12 protein-coding genes and 1 riboswitch are annotated in these 13,482 nt (G+C 73.9%); of the genes, 9 read left to right on the top strand and 3 right to left on the bottom strand.

Annotated features, from left to right (window positions below):
• Positions 1-64 precede the first annotated feature (64 nt).
• Positions 65-2,194 carry an NAD-dependent DNA ligase LigA gene (ligA, locus tag Q1V71_RS15065; RefSeq protein WP_300644795.1) on the top strand — a complete coding sequence of 710 codons (2,130 nt, stop codon included), beginning with the start codon at positions 65-67 and terminating at the stop codon, positions 2,192-2,194.
• Positions 2,195-2,244: 50 nt separating this feature from the next.
• Here ligA and wrbA read toward each other — a convergent pair whose 3' ends face one another.
• The gene (gene wrbA / locus Q1V71_RS15060; protein ID WP_300644793.1) at positions 2,245-2,850 is read right to left on the bottom strand and encodes an NAD(P)H:quinone oxidoreductase; all 606 of its coding nucleotides are present in this window, start codon (positions 2,848-2,850) and stop codon (positions 2,245-2,247) included.
• A gap of 117 nt (positions 2,851-2,967) precedes the next feature.
• Here wrbA and gatC point away from each other — a divergent pair, with 117 nt between their 5' ends.
• From gatC to Q1V71_RS15020, 8 genes are all read left to right on the top strand, one after another.
• Positions 2,968-3,267 (top strand): Asp-tRNA(Asn)/Glu-tRNA(Gln) amidotransferase subunit GatC, encoded by a 300-nt coding sequence (gatC, locus tag Q1V71_RS15055; RefSeq protein WP_300644792.1) that lies wholly within the window; start codon positions 2,968-2,970, stop codon positions 3,265-3,267.
• A complete protein-coding gene (gene gatA / locus Q1V71_RS15050) occupies positions 3,264-4,799 on the top strand; it encodes an Asp-tRNA(Asn)/Glu-tRNA(Gln) amidotransferase subunit GatA (protein ID WP_300644791.1) in 1,536 nt (511 codons plus the stop codon). Before gatC ends, gatA begins: the two co-directional genes overlap by 4 nt.
• Entirely contained in the window at positions 4,796-6,307 is a 1,512-nt protein-coding gene (gene gatB / locus Q1V71_RS15045) for an Asp-tRNA(Asn)/Glu-tRNA(Gln) amidotransferase subunit GatB (RefSeq protein WP_300644789.1), read from the top strand. Before gatA ends, gatB begins: the two co-directional genes overlap by 4 nt.
• A gap of 143 nt (positions 6,308-6,450) precedes the next feature.
• Positions 6,451-6,575: riboswitch (cobalamin riboswitch) on the top strand.
• Positions 6,576-6,654: 79 nt separating this feature from the next.
• Positions 6,655-7,752: a prenyltransferase/squalene oxidase repeat-containing protein gene (locus Q1V71_RS15040; protein ID WP_300644788.1), complete on the top strand. Its 1,098-nt coding sequence runs from the start codon at positions 6,655-6,657 to the stop codon at positions 7,750-7,752.
• A complete protein-coding gene (locus Q1V71_RS15035; protein WP_300644787.1) occupies positions 7,749-8,651 on the top strand; it encodes a hypothetical protein in 903 nt (300 codons plus the stop codon). The genes Q1V71_RS15040 and Q1V71_RS15035 overlap by 4 nt, the downstream gene beginning before the upstream one ends.
• Positions 8,648-9,778 (top strand): energy-coupling factor transporter transmembrane component T, encoded by a 1,131-nt coding sequence (locus Q1V71_RS15030; protein ID WP_300644786.1) that lies wholly within the window; start codon positions 8,648-8,650, stop codon positions 9,776-9,778. The genes Q1V71_RS15035 and Q1V71_RS15030 overlap by 4 nt, the downstream gene beginning before the upstream one ends.
• The gene (locus Q1V71_RS15025) at positions 9,775-11,427 is read left to right on the top strand and encodes an ABC transporter ATP-binding protein (protein ID WP_300644785.1); all 1,653 of its coding nucleotides are present in this window, start codon (positions 9,775-9,777) and stop codon (positions 11,425-11,427) included. The genes Q1V71_RS15030 and Q1V71_RS15025 overlap by 4 nt, the downstream gene beginning before the upstream one ends.
• Positions 11,424-12,269 carry an ECF transporter S component gene (locus Q1V71_RS15020; protein ID WP_300644784.1) on the top strand — a complete coding sequence of 282 codons (846 nt, stop codon included), beginning with the start codon at positions 11,424-11,426 and terminating at the stop codon, positions 12,267-12,269. The genes Q1V71_RS15025 and Q1V71_RS15020 overlap by 4 nt, the downstream gene beginning before the upstream one ends.
• An 11-nt stretch (positions 12,270-12,280) precedes the next feature.
• On the opposite strand, the gene Q1V71_RS15015 is transcribed toward Q1V71_RS15020, so the two are convergent.
• Both Q1V71_RS15015 and Q1V71_RS15010 read right to left on the bottom strand, forming a co-directional pair.
• Entirely contained in the window at positions 12,281-12,568 is a 288-nt protein-coding gene (locus tag Q1V71_RS15015; RefSeq protein WP_300644782.1) for a DUF4287 domain-containing protein, read from the bottom strand.
• A gap of 406 nt (positions 12,569-12,974) precedes the next feature.
• Positions 12,975-13,482 (bottom strand): HNH endonuclease signature motif containing protein (locus Q1V71_RS15010; protein ID WP_300644780.1); only part of this gene is annotated, 508 nt, incomplete at its 5' end.

Genomic DNA, 13,482 nt, shown 5'->3' with positions numbered 1-13,482 from the left:
CGCATCGGATGGGTGGCCGGACGGGTGGGCCGGGGGTGTCGGCGTCCCCTGGCAGGATGCGCGCATGGCCACAGGGACCCCCGCGACCGATGACGCGCGCGAGGAGCACCGCCGTCTGGCCGAGGAGGTCGAGGACGCGCGCTGGCGCTACTACGTGCTGGACTCCCCGACGATCGACGACGCCGACTTCGACGCCCGGATGCGCCGGCTCGAGGAGCTCGAGGAGGCGCACCCCGAGCTGCGCACGCCCGACTCCCCGACGCAGAAGGTCGGGGGTGCGGTGTCCACCGAGTTCACCCCCGTCGACCACCTCCAGCGCATGGAGAGCCTCGACAACGCCTTCTCCCTCGAGGAGCTCGAGGCCTGGCACGCCCGGCTGGCGCGCGACGGCGTGGAGTCGCCGGCGCTGCTGTGCGAGCTCAAGGTCGACGGCCTGGCGATCAACCTGCTCTACGAGGACGGCCGCCTCGTTCGCGCGCTGACCCGCGGCGACGGCAGCACGGGCGAGGACGTCACCCCCAACGTCAAGACCATCGAGGTGGTGCCGCACCGGCTCACCGCCACCGAGGAGTTCCCGGTCCCGGCGCTGGTCGAGGTGCGGGGCGAGGTGTTCCTGCCGACCGAGGCCTTCGAGCGGCTCAACGAGCAGATGACCGAGGCCGGCAAGCCGGTGTTCGCCAACCCCCGCAACGCCGCGGCCGGCTCGCTGCGGCAGAAGGACCCTCGCGTCACCGCCTCGCGCGCGCTCGGGATGGTCTGCCACGGCATCGGTGCCCGTGAGGGCTTCGAGCCCGAGTCGCAGTCGCAGGCCTACGCCGCCCTCGCCGCCTGGGGCCTGCCGACCTCCGCGCGCGCCCGCGTGGTGGCGACCCTGGCCGAGGTCGAGGAGGTCATCACCCACTTCGGCGAGCACCGCCACGACGTCGAGCACGAGATCGACGGGGTGGTGGTGAAGGTCGACGAGGTCGCCTCGCAGCGTCGCCTGGGCTCGACCAGCCGTGCCCCGCGCTGGGCGATCGCCTTCAAGTACCCGCCCGAGGAGGTCAACACCCGGCTCCTCGACATCCGGGTCAACGTCGGTCGCACCGGCCGCGTGACGCCGTACGGCGTCATGGAGCCGACCCGGGTGGCCGGCTCGACCGTGGAGAACGCCACCCTGCACAACGCCCACGAGGTCAGGCGCAAGGACGTGCGCCCCGGCGACACCGTCATCCTGCGCAAGGCCGGCGACGTCATCCCCGAGATCCTCGGCCCGGTGCTGGCGCTGCGGCCCGAGGGGCTGCCGGAGTGGGAGATGCCGACCCACTGCCCCGAGTGCGGCACCGCGCTCGCGGAGCAGAAGGAGGGCGACAAGGACCTGCGCTGCCCCAACTCCGAGCAGTGCCCCGGCCAGGTGCGCGAGCGACTGTTCTTCGTGGCCAGCCGCTCCGCCTTCGACATCGAGGGCCTGGGGTACGAAGCGGCCGTGGCGCTGATCGAGGCCGGGGTGGTCGCCAACGAGGGCGACGTCTTCGACCTCGACGAGGCCGCACTCCTGCGCACCGAGCTGTTCACCCGTGCGCCCAAGAAGGGGGCCCTTCGAGACGGCGCTGGCGCGCCTCCTCAGGAACCGGGGGCCCGAGAGCTCAACGCCAACGGCCGTCGCCTGCTCGACAACCTCGCCACCCGCAAGCAGGTCCCGCTGTGGCGGGTGCTGGTCTCGCTCTCCATCCGGCACGTCGGTCCGACCGCGGCCCGGGCGCTGGCCACGGAGTTCGGCTCGATGGAGGCGATCCGCGCCGCCACCGAGGAGCAGCTGGCCGCCGCCGAGGGGGTGGGCCCGACGATCGCCGACGCGGTCATCCGGTGGTTCGAGGTCGACTGGCACCGCGAGATCGTCGAGAAGTGGGCCGCGGCGGGTGTCTCGATGGCCGACGAGCGCGACGAGTCGGTGCCGCGCACGCTGGAGGGGCTCACCGTCGTGGTCACCGGCTCCCTGGTCGACTTCTCCCGCGACTCCGCCAAGGAGGCGATCCTGAGCCGCGGCGGCAAGGCGGCCGGCTCGGTCTCGAAGAAGACCGACTTCGTCGTCGTCGGCGACAACGCCGGCTCCAAGGCCGAGAAGGCCGAGCAGCTCGGGGTGCCGATCCTCGACGAGGACGGGTTCAAGCAGCTGCTGGAGCAGGGCCCGCCAGCGCCACCCGCCGAGGCGTGACGCAGGGGCCGGCCCCGTGACGGGACCGGCCCCTGCGCAGGTCGAGCGGGTCAGGCCGCGGCGGAGCCGTTCAGCCGCTCGGCGATGCGGATCGCGCGGGTGACCAGGTGGTCGAGCACCGCGTGGTCGTCGTCGTCCAGGTCGCCGCCGGCGCCGGTGACCTTGCCGACGCCGTACGGGTTGCCGTCGGTGAACTTCACCGGGTCGGTGTAGCCGGGCGGCACGATGATGCCGCCGAGGTGCGCGAAGGTGGTGTGGAAGGCCTGCAGCGTCGTCTCCTGCCCACCGTGCTTGGTCTGGGAGGAGGTGAAGGCGGTGTAGACCTTGTCAGCCAGCTTGCCCTCGGACCACAGCGGGCCGAGGGTGTCGATGAAGCCCTGCATCTGGCTGGTCACGTGGCCGTAGCGGGTGGGCGAGCCCATCACCACGACGTCGGCCCACTCGAGGTCCTCGGGCGCCGCGACGGGCTCGTCGGCCATCGCGTCGACGTGGGCCTTCCAGGCCTCCTGGGCGCCGTACGCCTCGGCCGGGGCGGTCTCCTTCACGTGCCGCAGGCGCACCTCGGCGCCCCGCTTCTCGGCGGTCTCCGCGAGGCGCTGGGCCATGGCGTGGGTGCTGCCGTAGCTGGAGTAGTAGACGATCGCGACCTTGGTCATGCGGGGGGGGGTCCTCCCGAGTTCGTACCACGAATGTTGACGGTTCAACTTCGAGCGTACGGAGCCGCGGAGGCCCGGCAGTCACCCCCGCGGGTGGCCGCTCCTAGGATGGCCCCCATGCCCGAGATCTCCCGAGACGAGGTCGCCCACCTGGCGACCCTGGCCCGGATCGACCTGTCCGACGCCGAGCTGGACCACCTGGCTCCCCAGCTGTCGGTGATCCTCGAGTCGGTCGCCTCCATCAGCGAGGTGGCCGGTCCCGACGTGCCTCCGACCTCCCACCCCATGCCGCTGACCAACGTGTTCCGGGAGGACGTCGTGCAGCCCAGCCTGACCGCCGAGCAGGCGCTCGCCATGGCCCCGCAGGCCGAGGAGCAGCGCTTCGCCGTGCCGCGCATCCTGGGGGACGAGCAGTGAGCGACACGACGCGGCGCACCGCCGCCGACCTCGCCGAGGCGCTCGCCACGGGCGAGACCACCTCGGTCGCCCTGACCCAGGCCCACCTCGACCGGATCGCCGCGGTCGACGGCTCGGCCGAGTCCGGGGTGCACGCCTTCCTCCACGTCGACACCGAAGGGGCGCTGGCCGCGGCCGTCGCCTCCGACGAGCGCCGTGCGGCCGGGGCGCCGCTGCACGCGCTCGACGGCGTGCCGATCGCGGTCAAGGACGTCCTGACCACCACCGGGCTGCCCACCACGTGCGGGTCGAAGATCCTCGAGGGCTGGATCCCGCCGTACGACGCCACCGTCGTCGCGCGGCTCAAGGCCGCGGGCCTGCCGATCCTGGGCAAGACCAACATGGACGAGTTCGCGATGGGCTCCTCCACCGAGCACTCCGCCTACGGCCCCACCCGCAACCCGTGGGACCTCGAGCGGATCCCCGGCGGCTCCGGCGGCGGCTCGGCCGCCGCGGTCGCCGCCTTCGAGGCGCCGCTGGCCCTCGGCACCGACACCGGCGGCTCGATCCGCCAGCCGGGCGCGGTCACCGGCACGGTCGGGGTCAAGCCGACGTACGGCGGGGTGTCGCGCTACGGGCTGGTCGCCATGGCCAACAGCCTCGACCAGGTCGGGCCGGTCACCCGGACCGTCCTGGACGCCGCGCTGCTGCACGAGCTGATCGGCGGGCACGACCCGCGCGACTCCACCTCCATCGACCAGCCGCTGCCCGGCCTCGTCGCCGCCGCCCGCCAGGGTGCCGCCGGCGACCTGACCGGCCTGCGGGTCGGCGTCATCCGCGAGCTGCAGGGCGAGGGCTACCAGGCCGGCGTCCTGGCCCGGTTCCAGGAGTCGCTGGAGCTGCTGACCAAGGCCGGCGCCGAGGTCGTCGAGGTGTCCTGCCCGAGCTTCGTGCACGCGCTGGCGACCTACTACCTCGTCATGCCGTGCGAGGCGTCCTCCAACCTCGCGAAGTTCGACGCCATGCGCTACGGCCTGCGGGTGCTGCCGGAGGGCGTCGACTCGCCCTCGGCCGAGGAGGTCATGCGCGCCACCCGCGACGCCGGCTTCGGCGACGAGGTCAAGCGCCGCATCATCCTGGGTACCTACGCGCTGTCCAGCGGCTACTACGACGCCTACTACGGCACCGCCCAGCGGGTCCGCACGCTCATCTCGCGCGACTTCGAGGCCGCCTTCGGCCAGGTCGACGTGCTCGTCAGCCCGACCGCGCCGACCACGGCGTTCAAGCTCGGCGAGAAGCTCGACGACCCGCTGGCGATGTACCTCAACGACCTGGCGACCATCCCGGCCAACCTCGCCGGTGTCCCGGGCATCTCGCTGCCCAGCGGCCTGGCCGACGAGGACGGCCTGCCCGCCGGCTTCCAGGTGCTCGCGCCCGCGATGGCCGACGACCGGCTCTACCGCGTCGGTGCCGCCCTCGAGGCGGCGCTGGAGGAGCGGTGGGGCGGCCCGCTGCTCGACAAGGCCCCCGCACTGGAAGGTGGCAGCAAGTGACCTCGGAGACCCTCGTCCCGTTCGAGGACGTGCTGGCGGCGTACGACCCGGCCCTGGGCCTGGAGGTCCACGTCGAGCTCAACACCGCGACGAAGATGTTCTGCGGCTGCCCCGCGGTCTTCGGCGGCGAGCCCAACACCCAGGTCTGCCCGACCTGCCTGGGCCTGCCCGGTGCGATGCCGGTGGTCAACGGCAAGGCCGTGGAGTCGGCGATCCGCATCGGCCTGGCGCTGAACTGCGACATCGCGGAGTGGTGCCGGTTCGCCCGGAAGAACTACTTCTACCCGGACATGCCGAAGAACTTCCAGACCAGCCAGTACGACGAGCCTATTGCCTTCAACGGCTACATGGACGTGACTCTGCCTGACGAGGGGGGCGACGGCGAGACCTTCCGCGTCGAGATCGAGCGCGCGCACATGGAGGAGGACACCGGCAAGTCGACGCACGTGGGCGGCAGCACCGGCCGCATCCACGGCGCCGACTACTCCCTGGTCGACTACAACCGCGCCGGCATCCCCCTCATCGAGATCGTCACGCGCCCGATCCTCGGTGCGGGGGAGAAGGCCCCGGCCGTCGCCCGCGCCTACGTCAGCCAGCTGCGCGACCTGATCGTTGCGCTCGGCGTCTCCGAGGCCCGGATGGACCAGGGCAACCTGCGCGCCGACGTCAACCTCTCGCTGTCGCCGAAGGGGTCGGGCACGCTCGGCACCCGCACCGAGACCAAGAACGTCAACTCCTTCCGCTCCGTGGAGCGGGCGGTGCGCTTCGAGATGCAGCGGCACGCCGCGATCCTCGACTCCGGTCGGGCGATCTTCCAGGAGACCCGGCACTGGCATGAGGACACCGGCATCACCACCGCCGGGCGGCCCAAGTCCGACGCCGACGACTACCGCTACTTCCCCGAGCCCGACCTGGTGCCCGTAGCCCCCTCGCGTGAGTGGGTCGAGGAGCTGCGCGGCACCCTGCCCGAGAACCCCGTCCTGCGCCGCGCGCGGCTGCAGGAGTCCTGGGGCTACACCGACCTGGAGATGCGCGACGTCGTCGCTGCCGGGGTCATGGGCGAGATCGAGCAGACCGTCGCCGCCGGCGCCTCGCCGCAGGCGGCGCGCAAGTGGTGGCTCTCCGAGCTCTCCCGCCGCGCCAACGACGCCGGCGTGGAGATCACCGACCTGGGCGTGACGCCCGCGCAGGTGGCCGCCGTCCAGGCGCTGGTCGACGCAGGCACCGTCAACGACAAGCTGGCCCGGCAGGTCTTCGACGGCCTGCTCGCCGGTGAGGGGACGCCGGAGGAGATCGTGGAGAAGCGCGGCCTGGCCGTCGTCTCCGACGAGGGCGCGCTCTCGGCCGCGGTGGACAAGGCGATCGCGGAGAACCCCGACGTCGCCGACAAGATCCGCGACGGCAAGGTCGCGGCCGCCGGTGCGCTCATCGGTGCGGTGATGAAGGAGATGCGCGGCCAGGCCGACGCCGGCCGGGTCCGTGAGCTGGTGCTGGAGAAGCTGACCTGATCCCGCTGACCCGGGTGCGCTGACTTGTGCGCCGCACCCGGGGCCTGCCCTACCACAGGTCCCGGGTGGCGCAGGTCTCCTGGTCCCGGGCTGGTGCCGGGCCCGGATCGCGGTACGCTCCAGCGGCACCGCCTGGTGCACCCAACTCCACACACGCCCGCAGTGGGGAAAGCCGGTCGAAGCCCGGCGCTGACCCGCAACCGTAGGCCGCTCCTCCCGCGTGGAGGGGCTGCGAGCCGGAGCACCTGCTGCGACGCGTCCCGATCACACGCTGTCGTGGAAAGCAGCGGGTGGCCACCTCGGTCTGCCGAGTCGTGCCCTCCCGCTGGTGCAGCGGAGAGGAACCCATGACCCGCACCACCCTGCGCGCGACCTTCGTCGCGCTGACCGCCTCGGCCCTGGCTGTGAGCGCGATCGCCCCGGCCTCGGCCGCCCGCGCCGGTGCCGCCGAGGAGAAGCGCGCCGTCCAGTGGCTCGCCGGCGAGCTCGGCCCCGACGGCCTCATGGTCAACGAGGAGTTCGCCTTCACCGACGTCGGCCTGAGCATCGACGCCGGCCTCGCGCTCCTCGGAGCCGGCCGCAAGGGCGCCGTGGCCCGTGACATCGCGACCGCGGCGGCGGGGGAGGTCGAGTCCTACACGCAGGGCGGCGAGTTCGACCCCGGTGCGGTGTACGCCGGCGCGACGGCCAAGCTGGCGGCGTACACCGTCCTGACCGGCGGTGACCCGACCGACGTCGGCGGCACCGACCTGGTCGCCCAGCTCGAGGGCGTGACCGCCGACGCGGGTCCCTCGGCCGGCCGGATCGCGGACCAGAGCGACTTCGGCGACTTCGCCAACACCATCGGCCAGGCGTTCGCGGCCACCGCGCTGTCGCGCGCCGGGTCCTCGGAGGCCGGCGCCGCCGTGGAGTTCCTGCTGGCCCAGCAGTGCGCCGACGGCTACTTCCGCCTGTCCTTCACCGCGGACGCGGCCGCCGAGGACCAGTCCTGCGACGCCGACGGTGGCCAGCCCAGCGTGGACACCACCGCCCTGGTGCTGACCCAGCTCCTCGAGGTCCGGGGCGTCGGGTCAGAGGCCTCGCTCGCCATCAGCCGCGCCGCAGGCTGGCTGGAGAGCATGCAGGCGGAGAACGGTTCGTTCCCGACCGGTGTCGAGGGCGAGGCCAGCAACAGCAACTCCACCGGCCTCGCCGGCTGGGCGCTGGCCGAGGTCGGCTCCTGCGGCAAGGCCCGCAAGGCGGCGCGGTGGGTGAAGAGGCTGCAGGTCGCCCCGAAGCACTCCGAGACCCCGCTGGACCAGGAGATCGGCGCGATCGCTTTCGACCGCGCGGCCTTCCGGGCCGGCAAGGCCGACGGCATCACCGACCGCGACCAGTGGCGCCGGGCGACGGCCCAGGCCACGGCCGTGCTGGAGAACCTCTCCAAGGCGACGTGCCGGCGGTGACCCGGCTCGCACGCGTGGCGGCGCTCGCGCTCGGGGCGACCGTCCTCACGGTGCCGGTGGGTGCCCAGCCCGCCTCCGCGGCCACCTGCGCCGCGGGGAGCGGGGTGAGCGTGGTCGTCGACCCCAACAGCCTGGGCGGCTCCGTCGCCGCCTCGTGCGTCGCCGACGGTGGCGGCGACACCGCCTCCGCGCTCTTCGCGGCGGCCGGGCACTCGTTGACCTACGCCCAGCGCCAGCCGGGCTTCGTGTGCCGGGTCGACGGGGCACCTGCGGACGACCCGTGCGTCAACACCTCGCCCGCGGACCGGTTCTGGAGCCTGTGGTGGTCCGACGGCACCTCCGGCAGCTGGACGTTCTCCACGCAGGGCGTCACCGCGCTGAAGATCCCCGAGGGTGGCTCGGTCGCCTTCTCCTTCGACGACGTCGAGGGGGAGGCGCGCCCGAGCGCGACCCCGCCGCAGAACAGCGCGCCCAGCGCGACGCCGACCACGGGCAGCGGTGGGTCCGGCTCGGGCGGCAGCTCGGGCGGGTCCTCGGGCTCGACCGGGGCCGGGTCCGGCTCGCCGGCCGCGACCGGTAGCCCGACCAGCCCGACCCCCACCCCCGGGGCGGGCGAGCCCTCGGGTGAGCCCCGCGGGCGCGACCGGCGCTCGGACGAGGCCGGCGACCGGAAGGGTCGCGACCGTCGTACCGGTGGCGCGGCCACCGAGCCCTCGGACCAGCCGTCGGAGGACGCCTCGGATGAGGCGGTCGCCGATGGCGTCGTCTCCGACCCCGACGCCGCGCCGGCCTCCGCGGAGACCGACGGACTCCCCGTGTGGGTGGCCCCGGTCGCCCTGCTGGTCCTGGCGCTCGGCGCCGGCGGCGCCGTCCTCGCCCGGCGGCGGTCGCTGCGATGACCACCCGAGCCCCACGCCTGCCACGCGACCTGCACCCGGTCGCGTGGTGGGTGTGGGCGCTCGGCCTCGCCGCGGCGGCGTCCGCGACGACCAACCCCTTCTCCCTGCTGCTGCTCGTCGGCGCCGCCTGCGTCGTCGTGCTGGCCCGCCGCTCCGACCAGCCGTGGGCGCGCGCCTTCCGGCTCTACCTCTGGCTCGGTCTGGCCGTCGTCGTCTTCCGGGTGGCCTTCCGGCTGGTCCTGGGCGGCGGCTACGGCACGACCGTCCTGCTCGACCTGCCGGCGGTGCCGCTGCCGGACATCGCCGCGGGCATCACCCTGCTCGGCCCGATCACCCTCGAGTCCCTGCTCGCCGGGTTGTACGACGGCATGCGGCTCGCGGCGATCGTGGTCTGCATCGGGGCGGCCAACGCGCTGGCCAACCCCAAGCGGCTGCTGCGCTCCGTGCCGCCGGCCCTGTACGAGATCGGAGCGGCCCTGGTGGTCGCCGTCACCGTCCTGCCCCAGCTCGCCGACTCCGCCCGGCGCGTGCGCGCCGCCCAGGGCCTGCGTGCCGGGGCGACCGGTCGGGTCGGGCGGCTGCGCCGGTTCCTCGTGCCGGTCCTGGAGGACGCCATCGACCGCTCGATGGCGATGGCCGCCGGCATGGACGCCCGCGGCTACGGTCGCGCCCCCGGCCTGGACCGCCGCGCCCGGATCCGCACCGGTGCCCTGATGATCACCGGCCTGTGCGGCGTCTGCCTGGGCACGTACGCCGTCCTCGACCGCACCGCGCCGCGCTGGCTCGCCCTGCCCGTGCTCCTGTTGGGCGTGGGCATCGCCGTCCTCGGCCTGGTCAGCGCCGGACGCCGCGTGCAGCGCACCCGCTACCGGCCGGACCCGTGGCGGGTCGATGAGTGGCTGGTCGCCGGCTCCGGTGTCGCCACTGCCGCCGTGGGCGTGTGGACCGGCCGCTCCCAGCTGCTCGTCGCCTACCCGCCCCTCGACGCCGTCCCCGTCGTCAGCACGGTCGTGCTGCTCGGCGTGGGCATCGCCCTGGCCGGTGGCCTGGGCGCACCTCGACCGGTCCTCCAAGCAGACCGGCTCGCCCCCCTGCCCGCCCCCGAGAAGATCGGAGCGGCCGCATGACCGCCCCCGTGCTGGAGCTGCGTGGCATCCGCCTGGGCTACCAGGCCGGCCAGCCGCCCGTGCTCGCCGACGTCGACCTCACGGTGGAGGAGGGGGAGCTGGTCCTGCTCTCCGGGCCCACCGGGGTCGGCAAGTCCACGCTGCTCGGGGTCGTCAGCGGGCTCGTGCCCCGCTTCTCCGGCGGCGTGCTGACCGGGGACGTGCTGCTCGACGGTGAGAGCGTGCTGCACCGTCCGCCGCGCGAGCGCGCCCACGTGGTGGGCTACGTCGGGCAGGACCCTGCCCTCGGCTTCGTCACCGACACCGTCGAGGAGGAGCTCGCCTACGGCATGGAGCAGCTCGGCCTGCCCGCGCCGACGATGCGCCGCCGGGTCGAGGAGACCCTCGACCTGCTCGGCATCGCCGACCTGCGCTCCCGCGACCTGCGGACGCTCTCCGGAGGCCAGCAGCAGCGGGTCGCCATCGGTGCCGTGCTCACCATGCACCCGCGGCTGCTCGTGCTCGACGAGCCGACCTCGGCCCTCGACCCCACCGCGGCCGAGGAGGTGCTGGCCACCCTGACCCGGCTGGTCCACGACCTCGGCGTCTCGGTGCTGCTGGCCGAGCACCGGCTGGAGCGGGTCGTCCCGTTCGCCGACACGATGTGCCTGATGACCGGCGACGGCCGGGTGCGGGTGGGGGAGCCGGCCGACCTGCTCGCGGAGTCCCCCGTCGTCCCGCCGATCGTCGAGCTCGGTCGCGCCGCCGGCTGGAGCCCGCTACCGCTGAGCGTCCGCGACGCCCGCCGCCGGGCGCGAGGGCTGCAGGAGCGGCTCGCCGGGGTCTCGTGGCTCGAGACGGACCAGGCCGAGCGCGCCGTCGGTGGCGCCGACCGCGTCGACCACGACGGTCTCGTCGCCACCGGTGTGACGGTGGTCCACGGCCGCGAGGTGGCCGTGCGATCGGTCGACCTGTCGCTGCCGGCCGGTCGGGTCACGGCCCTCATGGGTCGCAACGGCGCGGGCAAGTCCTCGCTGCTCTGGGCGCTCCAGGGCACGGGGGCCCGGTTCGCCGGCACGGTGGACGTACGCCGCGGGGGAGTCGTCTCCGACCCCGCGACCCGCCCCGCGGCCGAGCGCCGCGCCCTGGTCGGGCTGCTCCCGCAGAACGCCGCGGACCTGCTCTACCTCGAGACCGTCGCCGAGGAGCTGGCCGCCGGCGACGGCGAGCGTCCCGCGGACCGCGGCGGGTGCCGGCGGATCCTGGACCAGCTCGTCCCCGGCGTACCCGACGACGCGCACCCGCGCGACCTCTCCGAGGGCCAGCGCCTCGCGCTCGCGCTCTCCCTCGTGCTCGCCGCGCGGCCGGGCGTGATGCTGCTCGACGAGCCGACGCGCGGGCTGGACTACGCCGCCAAGCGGGCGCTCGCGGCGTCGGTGCGGGCGCTGGCCGCCGACGGGCACGCGGTGCTGGTGGCCAGCCACGACGTGGAGTTCATCGCGCAGGCCGCCGACGACGCGGTCGTGATGGCCGACGGCGAGGTCGTCTCGCGCGGCCCGGCCCGCCGGGTGGTCGCGGAGTCGCCGGCGTTCGCACCGCAGGTCACCAAGGTCCTCGGCCCGCCGTGGCTGCGGGTCGACGAGGTGGTCGCCGCGCTGGAGACGGCGTGAGCGCGCCCGCCCCGGCCCGGCCCGCGGTGCCGCACGAGCGGCTGGTCGACGCCGTACCCCTCTCGCGGCGCTCGGTCGCCGTGCTCTCCCTCGCCAGCCTCGCGGGGCTGATGATGCTGGTCTGGCCGCTGCTCCTGCAGGTGCCGGACGGCGCACGCGTGGACCCGCCGTTCCTCTTCCTGGCGCTGCTGCCGGTGGTGGTGGCGGTCGTGCTCGCGGAGGTCACCGAGGGCGGGCTCGACGCACGGGTGCTGGCGCTGCTGGGGGTGTTGAGCGCGGTCAACGCGGTCACGCGCGCGATCTCACCAGGGATCTCCGGGGTGGAGCTGGTCTTCTTCCTGCTGATCATCGGCGGACGGGTGATGGGGCCCGGCTTCGGCTTCGCGCTCGGGTGCACGTCGCTGTTCGCCTCGGCGCTCGTGACCGCCGGTGTCGGCCCCTGGCTGCCCTACCAGATGCTGACCGCGGCCTGGGTCGGCATGGGGGCCGGCCTGCTGCCGCGCCGGGTCAGGGGTCGGGCGGAGATCGCGCTGCTGGTGGCGTACGCCGTCGTGGCGGCGTACCTCTTCGGTGCGCTGATGAACCTCTCCGGCTGGCCGTTCCTCCTCGGCGTCGCCGTCCCGGGCTACGAGAGCGACCTGTCCTACGTGCCGGGCGCGCCGATCCTGGAGAACCTCCAGCGGTTCGGGATCTACACGCTGCTCACCTCCACCGGCGGCTGGGACACCATGCGCGCGATCACCAACGCGGTCGCCATCGTCGTCCTGGGCCCCGCGGTCCTCGCCGTGCTGCGCCGGGCCAACCGCCGGGCCACCGTCACCGGCACGGTCACCAGCGGCTGACGAACGGGGCCTCAGGAGGGCCGGCCGGCCTGCCCGTCGAGCCAGAGCTCTGTGCCGGCGTCCGCGTGGGACCCCGAGGTCCCGACGTGCTTGTCGGAGATGGTGGGGCCCTTCGTGATGACGTGGACCATGGCCATCCCGTGCCCCCGACCCAGGTCGTAGGTGTCGGCGAGCCAGGCGAGGATCGGTGTGGCCTTGGTGCCGGGCCCGAAGCCCTGCTCCTGCGCCTCCACCAGCAGCTCTCGCGGCGTCTTGCCGGTCTTGGTCTCGATCGCGTCGAGGTAGGCCTGGAACGACATGGGTCCTCCGAAGGTTCGTGCTGGAGCGGGGCTTGGTGTTCGGCGGGGGTGTGCGTGGTCGTCGCGGCGGCAGCGGTCGTGGAGCGACGCCGCGCCGGGTGGGCGTCCGTGGTTCGAGCACTCAGACCGGGAGAGCGCCCAGGACTCATCGCTTCCCCGTCTCGCCGACGGACTTGCCAGGGCAGCGGGACGGGCCGCCGGGCCGCAGTGCGGCCGGCTCGGCAGCGCGGACGAGGCGCTCCGGGGCGTCGACCCGGTGCAGCTCGACGTGCTGGAGGCCGTGTCCGGCACCTGGTGCCGGAGGCGACCTCCACCCTGGGACGCCGTGACGCCGTGACGCCGTGGGTGCGGGTGGGCGTGCTGGTAGCCCGGCCACGGGGTGGTGGTCGGGCTGCGAGCTAGGTGGTCAGAGGCTGGTGGTGCCGTCGGGGTGGACGAGGTAGCGGTGGCCGTGGGGGCTGGTCCAGAGCCAGTGGCCTGGACTGAGTCCGCGGACCCGCCATGGTGTGCCTGCTGGTGAGGGGTGGGTCTTCGCTCTGTGGTCGTGCCGGCACTGGGGTGCCAGGTTGTCTGTCGATGTCTGGTCGGGTGGGCCGGTGTCGGAGTACTCGACGGTGTGGTCGAGGTCGGCGGTCTCGGCCGGCCTGTTGCAGTGGGGGAAGGTGCAGGTCGTCCTGGCCAGCTTGACCCGGGTGGCGATGCGGTCGGGGACCTCGTAGGAGGACACCGCGACGGTCTCCTTGAGGTCGATGACGGGCTTGACGATGACCTGTGTGCCGGGGGTGCCGCACCAGTCGCGGATGGCGTCGGCGGTGAGGAGCTGGCGGTGGTTGTCGACCCTTGCGAGGTTGAGGCCGAGCTTGCCGGTGACGGGGTCGATCTGGGGTGCTCCGGTGAGGGCTGCGTCGGAGAGG

This window comes from Nocardioides sp. (assembly GCF_030149505.1).
In the GTDB taxonomy this organism is placed as follows: Bacteria; Actinomycetota; Actinomycetes; order Propionibacteriales; family Nocardioidaceae; genus Nocardioides.
This window is presented reverse-complemented; position numbering and strand designations above follow the sequence as displayed.

Excerpts from the sequence above, each read along its gene's own strand:
- ligA (WP_300644795.1), top strand. The coding sequence starts at position 65 with ATGGCCACAGGGACCCCCGCGACCGATGACGCGCGCGAGGAGCACCGC.
- wrbA (WP_300644793.1), bottom strand. The coding sequence starts at position 2,850 with ATGACCAAGGTCGCGATCGTCTACTACTCCAGCTACGGCAGCACCCAC.
- gatC (WP_300644792.1), top strand. The coding sequence starts at position 2,968 with ATGCCCGAGATCTCCCGAGACGAGGTCGCCCACCTGGCGACCCTGGCC.
- Q1V71_RS15040 (WP_300644788.1), top strand. The coding sequence starts at position 6,655 with ATGACCCGCACCACCCTGCGCGCGACCTTCGTCGCGCTGACCGCCTCG.
- Q1V71_RS15030 (WP_300644786.1), top strand. The coding sequence starts at position 8,648 with ATGACCACCCGAGCCCCACGCCTGCCACGCGACCTGCACCCGGTCGCG.
- Q1V71_RS15025 (WP_300644785.1), top strand. The coding sequence starts at position 9,775 with ATGACCGCCCCCGTGCTGGAGCTGCGTGGCATCCGCCTGGGCTACCAG.
- Q1V71_RS15015 (WP_300644782.1), bottom strand. The coding sequence starts at position 12,568 with ATGTCGTTCCAGGCCTACCTCGACGCGATCGAGACCAAGACCGGCAAG.